16 protein-coding genes are annotated in these 18,584 nt (G+C 68.8%); 5 read left to right on the forward strand and 11 right to left on the reverse strand.

The genetic code is table 11. The annotated features are described in order from the left end of the window. Positions 1-81: 81 nt before the first annotated feature. The 9 genes from FBZ83_RS26640 to FBZ83_RS26680 form a co-directional block, all read right to left on the reverse strand. Positions 82-1,059, reverse strand: a complete 978-nt coding sequence (locus FBZ83_RS26640; RefSeq protein ID WP_145689829.1) for a branched-chain amino acid ABC transporter permease — start codon at positions 1,057-1,059, stop codon at positions 82-84. 3 nt (positions 1,060-1,062) lie between these two features. Further along, positions 1,063-1,950: a branched-chain amino acid ABC transporter permease gene (locus FBZ83_RS26645; RefSeq protein WP_145689830.1), complete on the reverse strand. Its 888-nt coding sequence runs from the start codon at positions 1,948-1,950 to the stop codon at positions 1,063-1,065. Between the two features lie 18 nt (positions 1,951-1,968). Continuing rightward, positions 1,969-2,694, reverse strand: a complete 726-nt coding sequence (locus FBZ83_RS26650; RefSeq protein WP_432612502.1) for an ABC transporter ATP-binding protein — start codon at positions 2,692-2,694, stop codon at positions 1,969-1,971. A gap of 4 nt (positions 2,695-2,698) precedes the next feature. After that, positions 2,699-3,463, reverse strand: coding sequence for an ABC transporter ATP-binding protein (locus FBZ83_RS26655; protein ID WP_145689879.1), 765 nt, complete (start codon positions 3,461-3,463; stop codon positions 2,699-2,701). A 130-nt stretch (positions 3,464-3,593) separates the two neighbouring features. After that, on the reverse strand, positions 3,594-4,823 hold the full coding sequence (locus FBZ83_RS26660; protein WP_247888489.1) for an ABC transporter substrate-binding protein: 1,230 nt from the start codon (positions 4,821-4,823) through the stop codon (positions 3,594-3,596). Between the two features lie 46 nt (positions 4,824-4,869). Beyond that, positions 4,870-6,402, reverse strand: coding sequence for an FAD-dependent oxidoreductase (locus tag FBZ83_RS32100; protein WP_247888490.1), 1,533 nt, complete (start codon positions 6,400-6,402; stop codon positions 4,870-4,872). A gap of 27 nt (positions 6,403-6,429) precedes the next feature. Continuing rightward, the gene (locus tag FBZ83_RS26670) at positions 6,430-7,692 is read right to left on the reverse strand and encodes a CaiB/BaiF CoA transferase family protein (protein WP_145689832.1); all 1,263 of its coding nucleotides are present in this window, start codon (positions 7,690-7,692) and stop codon (positions 6,430-6,432) included. Then, on the reverse strand, positions 7,689-8,516 hold the full coding sequence (locus FBZ83_RS26675) for a citryl-CoA lyase (protein WP_145689833.1): 828 nt from the start codon (positions 8,514-8,516) through the stop codon (positions 7,689-7,691). Before FBZ83_RS26675 ends, FBZ83_RS26670 begins: the two co-directional genes overlap by 4 nt. A 38-nt stretch (positions 8,517-8,554) precedes the next feature. Further along, a complete protein-coding gene (locus FBZ83_RS26680) occupies positions 8,555-10,033 on the reverse strand; it encodes an aldehyde dehydrogenase (protein ID WP_145689834.1) in 1,479 nt (492 codons plus the stop codon). A 205-nt stretch (positions 10,034-10,238) separates the two neighbouring features. Here FBZ83_RS26680 and FBZ83_RS26685 point away from each other — a divergent pair, with 205 nt between their 5' ends. Next, positions 10,239-10,976 carry an IclR family transcriptional regulator gene (locus tag FBZ83_RS26685; protein ID WP_211101703.1) on the forward strand — a complete coding sequence of 246 codons (738 nt, stop codon included), beginning with the start codon at positions 10,239-10,241 and terminating at the stop codon, positions 10,974-10,976. Positions 10,977-11,211: 235 nt separating this feature from the next. Beyond that, positions 11,212-11,826, forward strand: a complete 615-nt coding sequence (locus FBZ83_RS26690; protein WP_145689835.1) for a DUF2087 domain-containing protein — start codon at positions 11,212-11,214, stop codon at positions 11,824-11,826. Between the two features lie 30 nt (positions 11,827-11,856). Here the strand turns inward: FBZ83_RS26690 and FBZ83_RS26695 are convergent, their stop codons facing one another. Next, positions 11,857-12,585 carry an aspartate/glutamate racemase family protein gene (locus FBZ83_RS26695; protein WP_145689836.1) on the reverse strand — a complete coding sequence of 243 codons (729 nt, stop codon included), beginning with the start codon at positions 12,583-12,585 and terminating at the stop codon, positions 11,857-11,859. A gap of 61 nt (positions 12,586-12,646) precedes the next feature. Further along, positions 12,647-14,095 carry a helix-turn-helix domain-containing protein gene (locus FBZ83_RS26700; protein ID WP_145679376.1) on the reverse strand — a complete coding sequence of 483 codons (1,449 nt, stop codon included), beginning with the start codon at positions 14,093-14,095 and terminating at the stop codon, positions 12,647-12,649. 219 nt (positions 14,096-14,314) lie between these two features. Here FBZ83_RS26700 and FBZ83_RS26705 point away from each other — a divergent pair, with 219 nt between their 5' ends. Genes FBZ83_RS26705 through FBZ83_RS26715 form a run of 3 tightly spaced genes read left to right on the forward strand, consistent with a single transcriptional unit; the run spans position 14,315 to position 18,503 of the window. Then, positions 14,315-15,847: an acyl-CoA carboxylase subunit beta gene (locus tag FBZ83_RS26705; RefSeq protein ID WP_137141242.1), complete on the forward strand. Its 1,533-nt coding sequence runs from the start codon at positions 14,315-14,317 to the stop codon at positions 15,845-15,847. 23 nt (positions 15,848-15,870) lie between these two features. Beyond that, the gene (locus tag FBZ83_RS26710) at positions 15,871-17,871 is read left to right on the forward strand and encodes an acetyl-CoA carboxylase biotin carboxylase subunit (protein WP_145689883.1); all 2,001 of its coding nucleotides are present in this window, start codon (positions 15,871-15,873) and stop codon (positions 17,869-17,871) included. Between the two features lie 38 nt (positions 17,872-17,909). Then, positions 17,910-18,503, forward strand: coding sequence for a biotin transporter BioY (locus tag FBZ83_RS26715; protein WP_137141241.1), 594 nt, complete (start codon positions 17,910-17,912; stop codon positions 18,501-18,503). Positions 18,504-18,584 lie beyond the last annotated feature (81 nt).

Here is an 18,584-nt window from a genome sequence, read left to right on the forward strand (position 1 = left end):
CCGCCGTGGCCACCACCGCACCGACCGGCGCGCCGGAATTCCTGCTGCGCAGCGGCAGCGAGACTCCGGCGCGGCCGGGAATCAGCGTTTCCCCTTACCGGGCAGGCGGTGCAGCAGTTCACCCACGATGCCGCGGCGGAACAGCAGCACGCAGACGACGAAGATCGCGCCGATCACCACCGGCACCGGCAGGCTGGTCGAGGCGAGATAGCTTTCCAGCGTCACCACCAGCGCCGCCCCCACCACCGGGCCGAGCAGCGTGCCCATGCCGCCGAGCAGCGTCATCAGCACCACCTCGCCCGACATCTGCCACGTCACGTCGGTCAGCGAGGCGAGTTGGAAGACCAGCGCCTTGGTTCCGCCGGCCAGCCCGGCCAGCGCCGCCGACAGCACGAAGGCCAGCAGCTTGTAACGGTCGGTGCGGTAGCCCAGCGACACGGCGCGCGGCTCGTTCTCGCGGATCGCCTTCAGCACCTGACCGAAGGGCGAGTGGACCGTGCGCCAGATCAGGGCGAAGCCGCCGAGGAAGATCGCCAGCACGACGTAGTACATGGTCAGCGGCCGGCTGAGGTCGAACAGCCCGAACAGATGCCCGCGCGGCACCGCCTGGATGCCGTCCTCGCCATGGGTGAAGGGCAGTTGCAGGGCCAGGAAGAAGATCATCTGGCTCAGCGCCAGGGTGATCATGGCGAAGTAGATGCCCTGCCGGCGGATGGCGAGCAGGCCGAAGACCAGCCCCATCGCCCCGGCGGCCGCGGTGGCGGCGAGCAGCCCGGCCTCGGGCGTCCAGCCCCATTCCTTGACCGCGTGGGCGGCGACGTAGGCCGCCCCGCCGAAGAAGGCGGCATGGCCGAAGCTCAGCAGACCGGCGAAGCCGATCAGCAGGTTGAAGGCGCAGGCGAACAGCGCGAAGCACAGCACCTTCATCAGGAAGACCGGGTACAGGGCGTAGGGCGCCAGGACTGCCAGAAGCAGCAGGGCCCCGGTCAGCAGGACCTTCGGGGAACCGCCGCGCAGGGCGAGACCTTCGTGCAGCGTGTCCCTGGTTTGCAGGCTCATGGCTTATCTCTCCCGCCCGAACAGGCCGGCGGGCTTGACCATCAGCACCACAGCCATGATGACGAAGACGACGATGTTGGAGGCTTCCGGGTAGAAGACCTTGGTCAGGCCCTCCAGCAAACCCAGCCCCAGGCCGGTGACGATGGCGCCGAGGATCGAACCCATGCCGCCGATCACCACCACCGCGAAGACGACGATGATGAGGTTTGAGCCCATCATCGGCGAGACCTGATAGATCGGTGCGGCCAGCACCCCGGCCAGCCCGGCCAGCGCCACCCCGAAGCCGTAGGTCAGCGACACCATCACCGGCACGTTGATGCCGAAGGCCTGGACCAGGGTCGGGTTCTCGGTGGCCGCCCGCAGATAGGCGCCCAGCTTCGTCCGCTCGATGGCGAACCACGTGCCCAGGCAGACCAGCAGCGAGGCCGCCACCACCCAGCCGCGGTAGGTCGGCAGATACATGAAGCCGAGGTTGGTCCCGCCCTTCAGCAGGTCCGGGATCGGGTAGGGCTGGCCCGACACGCCGTAGTGATGGCGGAAGGCGCCCTCGAAGATCAGCGCGAGGCCGAAGGTCAGCAGCAGGCCGTAGAGATGGTCGACCTTGTAGAGCCGGCGCAGCAGCGTGCGCTCCAGCGCCAGCCCGACCAGCCCGACCACCAGCGGCGCCAGAATCAGTGCCCCCCAGTAGCCGACACCGGCGTAGGTCAGCAGAAGCCACGCCACGAAGGCGCCGACCATGTAGAGGGCGCCGTGCGCCATGTTGACGACGTTGAGCATGCCGAAGATCACGGCCAGCCCGAGGCTGAGCAGCGCGTAGAAGGAGCCGTTGATCAGGCCGAGCAGAAGCTGGCCGAACAGGGCCTGCGGCGGAATGCCGAGCAGTTGGGACATCGGGCGTTCTTCTCCCGCTCACACGCCGAGATAGGTGTGGAGCTTGTCCATATTGGCGTGGAGCTGGTCGTTGGGGATCATGTCCACCACATGCCCCTCCTCCATCACGTAGTGACGGTCGGCGATGGTGGCGGCGAAGCGGAAGTTCTGCTCGACCAGCAGGATGGTGAAGCCGCGCTGCTTCAGCGCCCGCACCGCCACGCCGATCTGCTCGATGATGACGGGGGCGAGTCCCTCGGTCGGCTCGTCCAGCAGGATCAGGCCGGCGCCGGTGCGCAGGATGCGGCCGATCGCCAGCATCTGCTGCTCGCCGCCGGACAGGCGCGTGCCTTGCGTCGCCCCACGGCCCTTCAGGTTGGGGAACAGCGCGTGGATCTGCGGGACCGTCATCCCGCCCTCCTTCACCACCGGCGGCAGCGCCAGATTCTCGTCCACGCTGAGCGAGGAGAAAATCCCGCGCTCCTCCGGCACGTAGCCGATGCCGAGGCGGGGAATCTTGTGCGGCGCCATACCGATCAGCTCCTGGCCCTGGAAGCGGATGGAGCCGGTGCGCTTGCCCATGATCCCCATGATGGCGCGCATGGTGGAGGTCTTGCCGGCGCCGTTGCGGCCGAGCAGCGTCACCACCTCGCCCTGCCGCACCGCGATGTCGACGCCGTGCAGCACATGGCTTTCGCCGTAGAAGCCGTGCAGGTCGGCGATGTCGAGCATCGCCGTCCCGGTCCGGGCGGTCGTTGCGCGCATCCCCTCAGGCATGTCCGGTCCCCATGTAGGCTTCCATGACCTGCGGGTTGCGCGAGACGGCCTCGTACGGCCCTTCCGCCAGGATTTCGCCGCGGCGGAGCACCGTGATGGTGTCCGACAGGTGGGCGACGACCGACAGGTTGTGCTCCACCATCAGGATGGTGCGGTCGGCGGAAACGCGCTTGATGAGGGCGGCGGTGCCCTCGATGTCCTCGTGGCCCATGCCGGCCAGCGGCTCGTCAAGCAGCATCACCTCCGGGTCGAGTGCGAGCGTGGTGGCGATCTCCAGCGCGCGCTTGCGCCCGTAGGGCAGCTCGGCGGCCAGATGGTCGGCCCACGGGGTGAGGTTCACCGCCTCGATCAGCTCCAGCGCGCGGCCCCGCAGGTCGCGCAGCGTCTCCTCGGACTTCCAGAAATGGAAGCTGGTGCCGAGCGGGCGCTGCAACGCGACGCGGACATTCTCCAGCACGCTGAGGTGCGGGAAGACCGCGGAGATCTGGAAGGAGCGGACCATGCCGAGCAGCGCCACGTCGGCGGGCTTCATGGCGGTGATGTCTCGTCCCTTGTAGAGAATCCGGCCGCGCGTCGGTGTCAGGAACTTGGTCAGCAGGTTGAAGACCGTGCTCTTGCCCGCCCCGTTCGGGCCGATCAGCGCGTGGATGGTGCCGCGGCGGACCTGGAGGTTCACCTCCTTCACCGCGACGAAGCCCTTGAACTCCATCGTCAGGCCACGCGCTTCCAGAATGATGTCGCCGGTGTGCCCGGTCATGTGTCCGGTGGTCATGTCTGTCCTTTCCCGGTGATGAGCCGGCCTCGCGCCGTTCGCGCAAGGGGCGCGACGCCGCCGGTGCCGCGTCGCCGCGTCGCCGAAGCGCCGCGCCCCGACGGCGTGTTTCGCCTTACATCTTCTTGACGAGCGGGCAGTCGCTTTCGGACAGCGGCCGGAAGGCGCGTTCGGCGGGAACGCTGCGGACCAGCTTGTAATAGTCCCAGGGCGCCTTGGACTCCGCGGGGGTCTTCACCTGGAACAGATGCATGTCGCGCAGCACCCGGCCGTCCTCGCGCACCGAGCCGTTCTTCGTCATGAAGTCGTTCACCGGGGTCGCCTTCATCGTCTTCATGACGTCGGGGGCGGCGTCCGTCCCGGCGGCCTTGATCGCCTTCAGGTAATGGCTGACCGCGCCGTAGACGCCAGCCTGATAGAAGGTCGGCATCGCCTTGCGCTTCTCGAAGAAGCGCTTGGAGAAGGCGCGCGTCCCGTCGTCCATGTCCCAGTAGAAGGGGGTGGTCAGCATGATGTCCTGGGTCGCCGGCAGGCCCAGCGCATGGACCTCGCTGATGGCGAGCAGCAACGCCACGATGTTCTTGCCCGACTGGCCGAGCCCGAACTCCGCCGCCTGCTTGATCGCGTTCTGGGTGTCGGCCCCGGCGGTGGCGAGCGCCACGACCTTCGCCGGCGACGCCTGGGCCTGGAGCAGGAAGGACGAGAAGTCGGCGTTGTTGGCCGGCACGCGGACGCTGCCCAGCACCTTGCCCTTCTGGCTTTCGACGACGGCGCCGGTGTCACGCTCCAGCGCATGGCCGAAGGCGTAGTCCGAGGTCAGGAAGTACCAGCTGCTCAGGCCCGAGGCCACCACCGCCTCCGCCGTCACATGGGCGAGGGCGTAGGTGTCGTAGGTCCAATGCAGCCCGTTCGGTGTGCAGGCCTTGCCGGTCAGGTCCGAACTGGCCGGGGAGGAGAAGATGGCGACGCGGTTGGCCTCCTTGGTGATCTGCTGCACGGCCAGCGCCACCGCGGAGTTCGGCACGTCGATGATGGCGTCCACCTGATCGACGTCGTACCAGCGCCGCGCCGTCGAGGCGCCGATGTCGGCCTTGTTCTGATGGTCGGCGAAGATCAGCTCGACGGGCGTGCCGTTGATGGCGCCGCCGAAATCCTCCACCGCCATCTGCGCGGCGGCGATCGAGCCCTGTCCGGTGCTGTCGGAGAGCTGGCCCGACAGATCGGTCAGGATGCCGATCTTGATCTTGCCGTCGCTGTAGGCGGCGCCCTGGGCGTGGGCCGGTGCGGACTGGGCCTGGGCGAGCAGGCAGGCGGCGATGGCCGCCGTCACGGCGTAGCGCTTCACGATTTCCTCCCAATGAATCCTTGGACCCGAGATTTTCTTATGATGATCAGCCGGCGTTCCGCGACGCGGCCATGGTCTGGGCCGCGTGCTGGGCGGCGAGCCGGCCGAACACGGCGCCGCGCAGGACCGAGGTCGAGCCGGTGTAGACCTGATGGTAGAGGCCGACCGTCTCGCCCGCCGCGTAGAGGCCGGGCATCGGTTGGCCGTTGCCGTCGAGAACGCGGGCGTCCACATCCACCTTCAGCCCGCCGAAAGTGAAGCAGTTGGCCGAGACGATGGGGAAGGCGCGGAACGGCCCCTTGACCAGCGGGCGCGCCCAATTGGTCTTGGCCGGGGTCAGGCCGGTCGTCGCCAGACCGTCCACCCGCGTCGGGTCGAAACCGGCGGCGTCGGCCGGGCAGGCGGCGTTGTAGGCGGCGACCGTCGCCTTGGTGGCCTCGGCCGGCAGGCCGAGCTTCTCGATCAGGGCGTCGAGCGTCGGCGCCTCGATGGCCGGCACGTCGCTGCGGATGCTGGTGCGCCAGCGCGGGATGTCTTCCACCTGATCGTCGAACAGGACGTAGGCGAGCCCGTCCGGCTGGTCGGCGACAACGCGCGTGATGTGGTCGTAGGTGGCGTCGGCGGTGCCCGGCGCCTCGTCGAGGAAGCGCTCGCCCCGCTTGTTGACCAGCACGCCGTAGGGCCAGATGAAGATCACCGCCTCGGGCTGGCGGGAGCGCGGATCGACCGGCTCGGCGTGGTAGGAGCCGAAATCGCCGGCCGGCGCCGCTCCGGCGTCGAGCGCCATGCGGATGCCCTCGCCGCGGTTGTAGTAGCCGCCGCGCGCCACCGGCCGCACATGCTTGGCGCGCGCCCCCATGTAGCGGGTCATCATCTCCGTGTTGCCCTGGTAGCCACCCGAGGCCAGCACCGTCGAACGGCCGCGGATGGCGACACGCAGGCCGTCCGGCCCGGTGGCGTGGACGCCGCCGATGCGGCCCTGTTCGTCGCGCAGCAGGTCGAGCGCGGTGGTGCGGTAGAGCACGCGGGCGCCCAGCGCCTTTGCCTCCGCCATCAGCCGCTCGATCAGGGCGAGGCCGCCGCCCTGGGCGGCGATGCGCTGGGTGTTCTGGGTCAGCAGATAGATCGGCTGCGGCTCGAAGCGCAGGCCGAACTCCTTGAGCCAGCCGATGGTCGTCGGCACCCGCTCGGCGAAGCGGGCGATCACCTCCGGATCGGGGAAGGGATGGGCCTTCACGTAATCGGGCCAGTATTCATAGGGCTCGGCGGCGGCGGCCAGCACGTTGGGGTCGATGTTCAGCCCGGCGTTGGCGGCGAAATGCTCCTCGAAATCGTCGGCGATCTCGGAATCGTTCTTCATCCGCATGTAGGCTTCGGTCCAGCGCGAGTTGCCGCCGAAATCCTCCTCCGGCGCCCGCTCCAGCAGCGTGACCGACAGCCCGGCCTGCAGCGCCGTCACCGCCGCCGAAAGCCCGGCGATGCCGCAGCCGACGATCACCAGATCGCTGATTTCATTGTCGCTGGGGGTGTCGCTGGCGATGTTGTTGCCGGCCGGGCTCATCCTGGTTTCCTCCGTCATTTCATTCGTCTCCTGACCTGTCCCGCTTCATCCGGCGAGGCGTTTCTGATTCTTGCCCGGTGCACGGTCGGTGGTGCCATTGATGGTGCCATCGGCCACGATGATCCCGGCCTCCACCAGCCGCTCGACCACCGCGGGGTCGTAGCCGGCCTCGGCCAGCACGGCGCGCGTGTCCTGGCCGACGCGCGGCGGATCGCATCGGATCGCCAGATCCGCGTCCGCCACATGGATCGGCAGCCGCGGCAGGGCGGTCCGCACCCCGTTGGGCAGGGTGGTCGGCATCAGCCCGCCGGTCGCCCGCAGATGCGGGTCGTCGAACAGGTCCTCCGGCCGGGCGATCGGGGCGAAGGGGATGCGGGCGCGCTCGCACACCGACACCGCCTCCTCCATCGACAGGCCGCCGAACAGCGCCGTCAGCAGCGGCAGCAGGCGCGCCCGGGCGGCGATGCGGTCGTTGTTGGTGCGGAACTGCGGATCGTCGCGCAGGTCCGGCCGGTCGATGGTGGCGCAGAAGCGCTCCCAATGGCTGTCAGTGGTGATCCCGACGAAGATCGGCCGCCCGTCGGCGGTGTGGAAGGTCTCGTAGACCGCCCAGGCCGACACGCGCTCCGGCATCGGCGGGATCGGCGCGTCCGACTGGGCGGCGTAGCAGAGATGCTGCCCCATCAGGAACACCGTGGTCTCAAACAGGGCGGATTCGACGGTCTGCCCCCGGCCGGTCCGCTCCCGCTCGCGCAGCGCCACCAGGATGGCGATGACCGCGAACATGCCGCCGGTGATGTCCACCACCGAGGTGCCGGCGCGCAGCGGCCGGCCGCTCGGCCCGGTCATGTAGGCGAGCCCGGTCATCATCTGCACCACCTCGTCGAGGGCGAGGCGCCCGGCGTACGGGCCGTCGAGGAAGCCTTTCAGGCTGGCGTAGATCAGCCGCGGGTTGACGGCGGCCAGCGTCTCGGCGCCCAACCCCAGCCGGTCCATTGTGCCGGGGGCGAAATTCTCCACCAGCACGTCGGTCTCGGCGACGAGGCGGCGGGCGATCTCGCGTCCTTCCGGCGATTTCAGGTCGACGGCGAGCGAACGCTTGTTGCGGTTGAAATAGCCGAAATAGCCGGTGCCGAAGCCCTTCAGATGGCGGGTGGGCTCGCCGTTGGGCACCGGCTCGATCTTCACCACGTCGGCGCCGAGGTCGGCGAGGATCATGGCGCAGGACGGCCCCATCACCGTGTGGCCGAAGTCGAGCACCTTGACGCCGGCCAGGGGCAGCGGATTGTCGGCGGACGGGCCGGTCATGCGCCGCCTCCCGGCACCGGGCGCGGCGCGGCGCCGTCGTAGCGGTAGGGGATGGACGGCGGCATCGGCCCCTTGATCCGGCCGCCCTGCTGCGACTGCTCCCAGGCGTGCGCCAGGATGCCGACCGAGCGCGACAGCACGAACAGCCCGCGCCCGAGCCCGGACGGGAAGCCGAGTTCGGCGAACACCACGGCGGTGGCGCCGTCAATGTTCATCGGCACGCGCTTGCCCTTGCGGGCGGCCAGCGCGTCCTCGACGGCGCGGCCGATGGCGGCGACCTCCCCGGTCACCGCCCCCTCGCCCTTCGCCTCCTCCACCAGGGCCAGCAGGCGGCCGGCGCGGGGATCGACGGGGTGGAAGCGGTGGCCGAAGCCGGGAATGTGCTCGCGCCGCTCCAGCCGGGCGGCGATCTCGGCGTCCGCCGCCGCGGCCAGGGTGGCGCCTTCCGCCATGCGGGCGGCGATGGTCGTGTACAACTCCATGCATTGCTGGCCGGCGCCGCCATGGACGTCGCCCAGCGCGTTGATGCCGGAGGCCATGGCGTTGTTCAGCCCGACGCCGCAGGTGGCGGCCATGCGGGCCGTGGCGATGGACGGCGCCTGCGGCCCGTGGTCCACCGCCGCGACCAGCGCGGCCCCCAGCAGCCGGCCCTGCGCCGGCGTCGGCAGGTCGCCGCGCAGCATCAGCCAGACCATGTCGGGGAAGCCGATCGTGCCGATCAGCTCCTCGATGGCGTAGCCGCGCACCCGGATCGAACCTGGATGGATGTCGATGATCGACGTCCGCCACCAGGCGGCGGCGGTATCGATGGTCGCTTCGGACATGGGAATGCTCCCGGGGCAAGGCCCCTGCAGGCCCGGCCTCAGCCGAGCACGAAGGGGTTGGCGCGGTTGGGCTTGGTGGTGATCCAGACGCTCTTGGTCTGGAGATACTCCTTGATCGCCTCCACGCCGCCCTCGCGGCCGAGGCCGGAGCGCTTGTAGCCGCCGAAGGGCGTGGTGAAGCTGGTGGAGCGATAGTTGTTCACCCACACCGTCCCGGCGCGCAGCCGGTCCACGCACTGCATCGCGCGGTGCAGGTCGCGCGTCCACACGCCGGCCGCCAGACCGAACTCGACGTCGTTGGCGATGCGCAGCGCGTCCTCCTCGTCCTCGAAGGGGATGACACAGAGCACCGGGCCGAACACCTCCTCCTGGGCGATGCGCATGTCGTTGCGGACGCCGGTGAAGATGGTCGGCGCGACGAACTGCCCCTGGCCGTACTCCGGTCCCGACAGGGCATGGCCGCCGAGCGCGCAGACCGCGCCCTCCGCCTTGGCCATCTCGATCATCCGCAGGATCTTCTCCCACTGCGCGCGGGTGGCGATGGGTCCGATCTGCGTGTCCATCTTCGACGGATCACCGATGCGCGCCTCGCCCGCCGCCGCGACCAGCTTCTCCACGAAGGCGTCGTGGATGGTCTTCTGCACCAGCAGGCGCGAGCCGGCCATGCAGGTCTGGCCCGAGGCGCCGAACACGCCGGAGATGGCGCCCTTCACCGCCTGGTCGAGGTCGGCGTCGTCGAAGACGATGTTCGGCGACTTGCCGCCCAGTTCCAGCGTCACCTTCTTCAGGCCCGGCGCCGCCGCCTCGTTGACGCGCTGGCCGCCGATGTCGCCGCCGGTGAAGGCGACCTTGGCGGTCAGGCGATGGCGGACCAGCGGCTCGCCGACCTCGCCGCCGAAGCCGGTGACGACGTTGACGACGCCGCGCGGGAAGCCCGCCTCATGGGCCAGCTTCGCCAGCTCCAGGATGGAGGCGGAGGTGTATTCCGACGGCTTGATGACGATGGTGTTCCCGGCGGCCAGGGCCGGGGCCATCTTCCAGGTGGTCAGAGCCAGCGGCGAGTTCCACGGCGTGATGGCGACGACGACGCCGAGCGGCTCGTACTTCACATAGTTGAAGACGTCGGCCTTGTTGATCGGCACGACGGCGCCCTGAACCTTGTCGGCAAGGCCGGCGTAGTAATGGAACCACTGGGCGACGTTGCGCACCTGCCCGCTGACCTCGGCCATCAGCTTGCCGTTGTCGCGCTGCTCGATGGCGCCCAGCCGGTCGACGTTGCGCTCGATCAGCTCGGCCAGCCGGCGCAGCAGGGCGCCGCGCTGGGTCGCGGTCAGCCCGGCCCATTCCGGAGCCAGGAAGGCGCGGTGCGCCGCTTCGATCGCGCGATCGGCGTCGCCCTGCGTCCCGCGCGGAATCTCCGCCCACGCCCGTCCCGAATAGGGCTCCGTCGATTCGAACCACTCGTTGGACACCGGATCGCACCAGTCCCCGTCGATGAACAGCCTGTAGCGTTCCACCCTTCGCCTCGCAGAAGTTCTGTTAGATAGAACCATGTTTCATCTAAGAGAACATAGGCGTACTAAATGCGTCAACCCCGAACCGTTCGCCCTCCCACTTTTTTCCGCCCCGGCCATCCTTGACGTCCGACGGTTGTGTCGGGGAAAAATGCGCGCTAAGGCTGCCAATGGCCAAGGCCGCCAGGCTGCCAATGAAGGATGCGATATGACCGACGCAAAGCCCAAGACGACCATGGCCACGACCACAGCCACGACCACGGCCTCCGCCGGCGGAGTGGAGGCCGTCGACCGGGCGCTGAGCATCGTCGGCTGCTTCCAGGCGGGCGATCACGCGCTGAGTTTGACGGAGATCGCGGCGCGGACCGGGCTCTACAAGAGCACCATCCTGCGGCTGACCGTGTCCCTGGAGAAGGCCGGCTATCTCGTCCGCCACCAGGACAAGTCCTACCGGCTCGGCCCGGAGCTGATGCGGCTGGGGGGACTCTACCAACGCTCCCTGCGCCTGGAGGACCATGTCCGGCCGGTGCTGCGCCAGCTGATGCGCGAGAGCGGGGAGAGCGCGTCCTTCTTCCGGCGCGAAGGGGCGTGGCGGATCTGCGCGTTCCGCGAGGATTCGACGCAGGCGATCCGCGACCACGTCCACGAAGGCGACCGCCTGCCCCTGGACCGGGGGGCCGCCGGCCATGTGCTCCTCCGCTTCGCCGGAGCGGTGTCGGCGGAGGACTTCGCCGCCCTGCCCCTGCTGTCCTTCGGCGAGCGCGAATCCGAAACCGGCGCCGCCGCCGTTCCGGTCTTCTCCCAGCGGGAGGGGCTGGTCGGCGCCCTGACCCTGTCGGGCCCGCTGACCCGCTTCACCGAGGAGCGCGTGGCGGTGATGATGCCCCTGTTGCTGGCCGCCGGCCACCGGCTGTCGGAAACCCTGGGCGGCCATTACCCGAGCTGAGGGTTCGTCTGCGGGCGGAGCCGGGGGGCGTCGCTCTGCCCAGGCGGCTTGCCAGCGCCGCCGCCTTGCGGTAGAAAACACCTCTGGTCGGCAGTTCACCAAGGCGTCGCCGCCCCGTTCCGGGGAGCTAAACCTGCCACGACACCCCATCGACCGACACCTCATCGCGTGCCGCGTCGGAAGTTGGCGACCACCGGCATCCCTCCGCGGATTGGCGCGTTGTGAGGATGAATCCATGTCCAGAACGCCGCTGCCCTACAGCGCGGGCGATATTTCCGCTCTTGCGCGCTCGCTGCGCGCGCAACTTGCCAACCGGACCGAGCCGCCAGGCCATGTCGAATGGCTCAACATGCTGGCCAAGGCCGTCGGCTGCCGGAACTTCCAGCATTTCCGGGTCCAGGCCCAAACACAGACACAGACACAGATCCAGCCCCAGGCCCAGACGGTGGAGCAATTCACGGCGCAGGACCCTCCCGGCGTGGTGGTGGACGCGCCGCCACCGGTCGATCCGGTTCGGCTCCTGAAGGTGGCCCGCTGCTTCGACGCCGCCGGCGCCCTGCTGCGCTGGCCGCCGAAGCGCAGCGAGCGCGATCTGTGCCTGTGGGTTCTGTGGTCGCGGATTGACGCCGGTCGGGCGATGGGCGAGGGCGAGGTGAACGACGTCCTGCGCGGCGCCAACCGGTTCGGCGACCATGTCCTGCTGCGCCGCGAGCTGTGCGATTTCGGCCTACTCGACCGGACGCGCGACGGGCGTGTCTACCGGCGCGTCGAGCGCCGGCCGCCGCCGGAGGCGCTCGCCATGATCCGGCGCCTGAAGGCGGCACCCGCCGCCGGAGGGGCGCCGTCCTGAGGCGTCGGTCTCCGGCGGGTCGGCGGTGGCCTAGTCGCCCAGCGCGAAGGCCACCGCGGCGTCGGTGTGGAGCGCCGTCGTGTTGAACATTGGAAACCCCGGCCGGTCGGCCTGATCGACCAGCAGGAAGATCTCGGTGCAGCCGAGGATCACCCCCTGCGCCCCGTCGGCGGCCATCCGGTCGATGATCTCCAGATATTGGGCCTTGGACTCCGGGCGCAGGTCGCGCCGCACCAGCTCGTCGAAGATGATGCGGTCGACCGTCGCCTTGTCGGGATCGGAGGGCACCATGATCTCGACCCCGAAGCGCTCCTCGTAACGGCGGCGCAGGTCCTCGGAGAGCATCGTCGCCATCGTGCCGAGCAGTGCCACCCGCGACAGGCCGGCGGCCCGCATCGCCGCACCGGTCGGGTCGGCGATGTGGATGAAGGGGGTGGCGCGGTCGGCCATGATCGGCTCGACCACACGGTGCATGGTGTTCGACACGCACAGGATCACGTCGGCCCCGGCGCGCTCCAGCGCGTCGACCTTGCCGGACAGATAGCGCCGCGCGGCGTCCCATTCGTTCCGTCGGACGAAATGCTCGATGTTGCCGAAATTGACGCTGACGATGACGATCTCGCCGTTGTCCCAGCCGCCGAAGCGGGCGTTCAGCCCCTCGTTCAGCAGGCGGTAATATTCGGCGGTGGCCTGGTTGCTCATGCCGCCGAGGACGCCGATGGTCTTCTGGGGCAGGGGCCGGGCGGTGGGCGTCGTCATGTCGTGATCCTGTCGGTTGGGCCGCGGATGATAGAGCGGCCGCAGCGGAATCGCCAACCCTTCAGGCCTTTTCCACGGTCCGCCCCTCCTGGGTGAACAGGTAGGGGACGAAGCTGCGGTGGTGCTCGTCCACCGAGAGCTGGCTGCCGATGGGCGGGAAGGCGCGCTGCTGGCAGTCGGTGCGCTCGCAGATTCGGCAGTTCACGCCGATCGGCACGGCGGCGGCCTCGTTGGAGGTGTCGATGCCGGCGGCGTAGACGATCTCGTTGGCGTGGGTCGCCTCGCAGCCGAGCCCGACGGCGAACTGGCGCGACGGCTTCAGATAGGCGCCGCCGCGCTTGGTCACCGTGCGGGCGATACCGATGTAGGTGGTGCGGTCGGGCATGGTGGCGAACTGCACCAGGATCTTGCCGGGCTGGGCGAAGGCCTCGTGCACGTTCCACAGCGGGCAGGCGCCGCCGAAGCGCGCGAAGTGGAAGCGCGTCGCCGAATGGCGCTTGGTGATGTTGCCGGCCATGTCCACCCGCACGAAGTAGAAGGGCAGGCCGCGCGCCCCCGGCCGCTGCAGGGTGGACAGCCGGTGGCAGACCTGCTCGAAGCTGGCGCCGAAGCGGCTCTGCAACTGCTCGACGTCGTGGCGCAGCGCGCGGGCCTGGGCGGCGAAGGCGCGGTAGGGCAGGACCAGCGCCCCCGCGAAATAGTTGGCGAGCCCGACGCGGCAGATCGACCGCGCGTCCTCGCTGGAGAATTTCGCCTGGGCGACGCGCTCCTCGATCACGTCGCCGAAGCCCAGCAGGGCGATCTGGTGCGCCATGTGGAAGGCGCGGCTGGGGCCGTTCAGCAAGGCGGACAGGCGCAGCGTGCCGGTGCTGCCGTCGTAGCTGCGCATGGCCGTCTCGCCATCGTCGGCGACGATCTTCACACGGACGTCGTGCCGCCGCTTCAGATAGGCGGCCAGCTCGTTCAGCAGGGCGCCGGAGTGGATCTTCTCCGTGTTCCACAGATTTTCCGCCGCCTCGTCCAGCGGGCCGATGTAGTTGTTGCAGTAGTGGAAATAGTCGCGGACCTCCTCGTAGGGGAACTGTGGCCCGGCGAAGGCGTCGCTCGGTTCCTGGTTGGACAGGCTGTCGGCCAGCGACTGCACCCGCTCGTGAAGCTTCTGGTAGGCCTGGTGCAGGCTCAGCACGCGGCGGGCCAGTTCCGGGCTTGAGCCGACGGCGCTGCGCAGCTCCGCGTTGGTCAGCGGCGCCCCGGCGAACAGCGGGTCGGCCAGGGCCTCGCGCAGGTCGGCGACGAGACGGCTGTCCTCGTCCTCGACGAAGTTGGACAGGTCCACCTCGAACACGGCGGAGATCTTCAGCAGCACCGGCAGGGTCAGCGGACGCTGGTTGTTCTCGATCTGGTTCAGGTAGCTCGGCGACAGGTCCAGCGTCTTGGCCAGCGCCGCCTGGGTCAGCCCGCGCTGTTCGCGCAGGCGGCGGAGCTTGTAGCCGAGGAAGAGCTTCTGCATGGACCCGCCTATCACCCGAAGATTATGCCGAAGTGCATATTTGCAATCTTGGCAAACCGCGCGCTGCGTTTGCAAAGATGTTCGCAACTTCGCACATTTTTCCCGCCCGGCCAATTGCCCTGTTGCAAATCTTGTGAATAATCCAGGCGTTCCGGTGAGGGGACCGCAGCCACAAGGTTCGCAAGGTCCTCCGCCGCTCGCCAAAGTGGGAAACGCCTGATGCAAGAAATTCTGGCCAAGTTGGACGCCATGCGCTCCGGTGCGCGGCTGGGCGGCGGCGAAAAGCGCGTCGCCGGGCAGCACGCCAAGGGCAAGCTGACCGCGCGGGAGCGCATCGAACTCTTCCTCGACGAAGGCTCGTTCGAGGAGTTCGACATGTTCGTGCAGCACCGCTGCAACGACTTCGGCATGGAAGGCCAGAAGGTTCCCGGCGACGGCGTGGTCACCGGTCACGGCACGGTGAACGGCCGCCTCGTCTTCGTGTTCAGCCAGGACTTCACCGTCTTCGGCGGCTCGCTGTCGGAAGCCCACGCCGAGAAGATCTGCAAGATCATGGACCAGGCGATGAAAGTCGGCGCGCCGGTCATCGGCCTGAATGATTCCGGCGGCGCCCGCATCCAGGAGGGCGTGGCCTCGCTCGGCGGCTACGCCGAGGTGTTCCAGCGCAACGTCAACGCCTCGGGCGTCATCCCGCAGATCTCGCTGATCATGGGGCCGTGCGCCGGTGGTGCGGTGTATTCGCCGGCCATGACCGACTTCATCTTCATGGTGAAGGACAGCTCCTACATGTTCGTGACCGGCCCGGACGTGGTGAAGACGGTCACGCACGAGGTGGTCACGGCGGAGGAGCTGGGCGGGGCGATCACCCATTCCAGCAAGTCCGGCGTCGCTGACATGGCCTTCGAGAACGATGTGGAGGCGCTGCTCCAGCTCCGCCGCTTCATCGACTTCCTGCCGGCCTCCAACCGCGAGCGGGCGCCGGAGCGTCCCTGCACCGATCCGATCGACCGCGACGACCTGTCGCTCGACACGCTGGTGCCGGAGAACCCGAACAAGCCCTACGACATGAAGGAGCTGATCCTCAAGACGGTCGACGAGGGTGACTTCTTCGAGCTTCAGCCCGACTACGCCAAGAACATCATCATCGGCTTCGGCCGCATGAACGGCAGCACGGTCGGCATCGTCGCCAACCAGCCGATGGTGCTCGCCGGCTGCCTGGACATCGACAGCTCCAAGAAGGCCGCGCGCTTCGTGCGCTTCTGCGACGCCTTCGAGATTCCGATCCTGACCCTGGTGGACGTCCCCGGCTTCATGCCGGGCACCTCGCAGGAGTACGGCGGCATCATCAAGCACGGCGCCAAGCTGCTGTTCGCCTACGCCGAGGCCACCGTGCCGAAGATCACCGTCATCACGCGCAAGGCCTACGGCGGCGCCTATGACGTGATGGCGTCCAAGCATCTGCGCGGCGACATCAACTACGCCTGGCCATCGGCGGAGATCGCGGTGATGGGGCCGAAGGGTGCCGTGGAGATCATCTTCCGCGGCGACATCGGCGACACCGCCAAGATCGAGGCGCGCACCGAGGAGTACCGGCAGAAGTTCGCCAACCCGTTCGTGGCGGCGTCGCGCGGCTACATCGACGACGTCATCATGCCGCACGGCACCCGCCGGCGCGTCATCAAGGCGCTGTCCATGCTGAAGAACAAGCAGCTCCAGAACCCCTGGCGCAAGCACGACAACATCCCGCTCTGAAGGCGCGCCGCCCCATGACGACCCTGTTCTCAAAGATCCTGATCGCGAACCGCGGCGAGATCGCCTGCCGCGTCATCCGCACGGCGCGCCGCCTGGGCATCAAGACGGTCGCCGTCTATTCGGACGCCGACAAGAACGCCCTGCACGTCGAGATGGCCGACGAGGCCGTCCACATCGGCGCCGCCCCCTCGGCGCAGAGCTACCTGCTGATCGACCGCATCGTCGACGCCTGCAAGAAGACCGGCGCCCAGGCCGTCCATCCCGGCTACGGCTTCCTGTCGGAGAAGCGCGAGTTCCAGGAGGCGCTGGCAGCATCCGGCATCGCCTTCATCGGCCCGGACGCCCACGCCATCCAGGCGATGGGCGACAAGATCGAGTCCAAGAAGCTGGCCAAGGCGGCGGGCGTCAGCACGGTGCCCGGCTATCTGGGCGTCATCGCCGATGACAGCGAGGCGGTGACCATCGCCCGCGACATCGGCTACCCGGTGATGATCAAGGCGTCGGCCGGCGGCGGCGGCAAGGGCATGCGCGTGGCCTGGAACGACGAGGAGGCCCGCGAAGGCTTCCGCTCGGCCCAGAACGAGGCGCGTTCCTCCTTCGCCGACGACCGCGTCTTTGTCGAGAAGTACATCCAGCAGCCGCGCCACATCGAGATCCAGGTGCTGGCGGACGGGCAAGGCACCGCGCTCTATCTGGGCGAGCGCGAATGCTCGATCCAGCGCCGCCACCAGAAGGTCATCGAGGAGGCGCCGTCGCCCTTCCTCGACGCCGCGACCCGCAAGGCGATGGGCGAGCAGGCCGTGGCGCTGGCCCGCGCCGTGGACTACAAGTCCGCCGGCACGGTCGAGTTCATCGTCGACGCCGAGCGCAACTTCTACTTCCTGGAGATGAACACCCGTCTCCAGGTGGAGCATCCGGTCACCGAGCTGGTCACCGGCCTCGACCTCGTCGAGCTGATGATCCGCGTCGCGGCGGGCGAGAAGCTGACGCTGCGCCAGGACGACATCAAGCTGCACGGCTGGGCCATCGAGTCCCGCGTCTACGCCGAGGACCCCTTCCGCAATTTCCTGCCCTCGACCGGCCGGCTGACCCACTACCGTCCGCCGTCGGAGGACCCGCATGTCCGCGTCGATACCGGCGTCTACGAGGGCGGCGAGATTTCCATGTACTACGACCCCATGATCGCCAAGCTGTGCAGCTGGGGGTCGACGCGCGACGCCGCCATCGCCCGCATGCGCGAGGCGTTGGACCAGTATTACATCCGCGGCGTCAGCCACAACATCCCGTTCCTCGCCTCGCTGATGGCCAACCAGCGCTTCGTCGACGGCCGGTTGACCACCAACTTCATCGCCGAGGAATACCCGACCGGCTTCCACGCCTCCGACCTGCCGCCGGACGACCCGGCGGTCCTGATCGCCGTCGCCGCGGTGATCCACCGCTGCCTGAACGACCGCGACATCCAGATCAGCGGCAAGATGCCGGGCAACAAGGTCCGGGTGCGCGACGACTGGGTCGTCGTGATGGACGGCGCGCAGCACCCGGTCCATGTCCGCCCGACGGACGGCAGCCCGCAGCGCATCGGCTACACCGTCGATTTCGAGGGCATGCACCATGTGGTGTGGAGCGACTGGATGCTCGGCCAGCCGCTGTTCCGCGGCACGGTGAACGGCGCGCATGTCTGCGTCCAGGTGGACCGCGTCGGCGTCGGCTACCGCCTGTCGCACTCCGGCAGCCAGGCGCTGGTCAAGGTGCTGACCCCGAACGCGGCGCGGCTCGACGCGCTGATGCCGGTGAAGGCACCGCCGGACATGTCGAAGTTCCTGCTGTCGCCGATGCCCGGCCTGCTCGTCTCGGTCGCCGTGACCGAGGGGCAGGAGGTCAAGGCCGGCGAGGTGCTGGCCGTGGTCGAGGCGATGAAGATGGAAAACATCCTGCGCGCGGCGCAGGATGGCACGGTGTCCAAGGTGCACGCGACGCCCGGCTCCAGCCTGGCGGTCGATCAGAAGATCCTGGAGTTCGCGTGAGCCAAGCGGGCTCCGACATATAGGGAAAGGTAAGGACGATGGCTTTCGCAAACACGCTTTCGCAGCGTGCCGCTTCGCTTCTCGAGACGGTCGCCCCGCGGGGCGGCCTGCTCACCGCCGCCACCGCGGCGGTTCTGGGCAGCCTGCTCCTGGCCGCCTCGGCCAAGGTCCAGGTGCCCTTCTGGCCGGTGCCGATGACGATGCAGAGCATGGTCGTCATCCTGCTCGGCATGGCCTACGGCAGCCGGCTCGCCACGGCGACGGTCCTGCTGTACCTGCTGGAAGGCCTCGCCGGTCTGCCGGTCTTCGCCGGTCCGGGCGCCGGCCCGGCCTACATGGCCGGCCCGACCGCCGGCTACCTGCTGGGCTTCGTCCTGGCCGCCGGCGTCACCGGCTGGCTGGCCGAGCGCGGCTGGGACCGCAGCCCGCTCAAGGCCGTCGGCGCCCTGGCGATCGGCCATGCCCTGCTGTTCGTCCCGGGCGTGGCCTGGATGGCCGTCCTGTTCGGCGGCGAGAAGGCCGTCGCGCTGGGCCTGACGCCGTTCCTGGCCGCCACGGTCCTGAAGACCGCGCTGGGTGCCGCGATCATGCAGGCCGCCTGGAAGGTCGTCGCCCGCCGGTCGCAGGGCTGAGGGTAGGGGGGATTTTGCCCCCTCCCTAACCCACCCCCGCCTTTGGCGAGGGAGGGGACTTATCTCCCTCTCCCGCGAAGC

It is taken from the genome of Azospirillum brasilense (genome assembly GCF_007827815.1).
Classification (GTDB): Bacteria; Pseudomonadota; Alphaproteobacteria; order Azospirillales; family Azospirillaceae; genus Azospirillum; species Azospirillum brasilense_C.

Coding starts and splice junctions, on each gene's coding strand:
- FBZ83_RS26640 (WP_145689829.1), bottom strand. CDS start 1,059: ATGAGCCTGCAAACCAGGGACACGCTGCACGAAGGTCTCGCCCTGCGC.
- FBZ83_RS26645 (WP_145689830.1), bottom strand. CDS start 1,950: ATGTCCCAACTGCTCGGCATTCCGCCGCAGGCCCTGTTCGGCCAGCTT.
- FBZ83_RS26650 (WP_432612502.1), bottom strand. CDS start 2,694: ATGCGCGCAACGACCGCCCGGACCGGGACGGCGATGCTCGACATCGCC.
- FBZ83_RS26655 (WP_145689879.1), bottom strand. CDS start 3,463: ATGACCGGGCACACCGGCGACATCATTCTGGAAGCGCGTGGCCTGACG.
- FBZ83_RS32100 (WP_247888490.1), bottom strand. CDS start 6,402: ATGACGGAGGAAACCAGGATGAGCCCGGCCGGCAACAACATCGCCAGC.
- FBZ83_RS26670 (WP_145689832.1), bottom strand. CDS start 7,692: ATGACCGGCCCGTCCGCCGACAATCCGCTGCCCCTGGCCGGCGTCAAG.
- FBZ83_RS26675 (WP_145689833.1), bottom strand. CDS start 8,516: ATGTCCGAAGCGACCATCGATACCGCCGCCGCCTGGTGGCGGACGTCG.
- FBZ83_RS26685 (WP_211101703.1), top strand. CDS start 10,239: ATGACCGACGCAAAGCCCAAGACGACCATGGCCACGACCACAGCCACG.
- FBZ83_RS26690 (WP_145689835.1), top strand. CDS start 11,212: ATGTCCAGAACGCCGCTGCCCTACAGCGCGGGCGATATTTCCGCTCTT.
- FBZ83_RS26695 (WP_145689836.1), bottom strand. CDS start 12,585: ATGACGACGCCCACCGCCCGGCCCCTGCCCCAGAAGACCATCGGCGTC.
- FBZ83_RS26700 (WP_145679376.1), bottom strand. CDS start 14,095: ATGCAGAAGCTCTTCCTCGGCTACAAGCTCCGCCGCCTGCGCGAACAG.
- FBZ83_RS26705 (WP_137141242.1), top strand. CDS start 14,315: ATGCAAGAAATTCTGGCCAAGTTGGACGCCATGCGCTCCGGTGCGCGG.
- FBZ83_RS26715 (WP_137141241.1), top strand. CDS start 17,910: ATGGCTTTCGCAAACACGCTTTCGCAGCGTGCCGCTTCGCTTCTCGAG.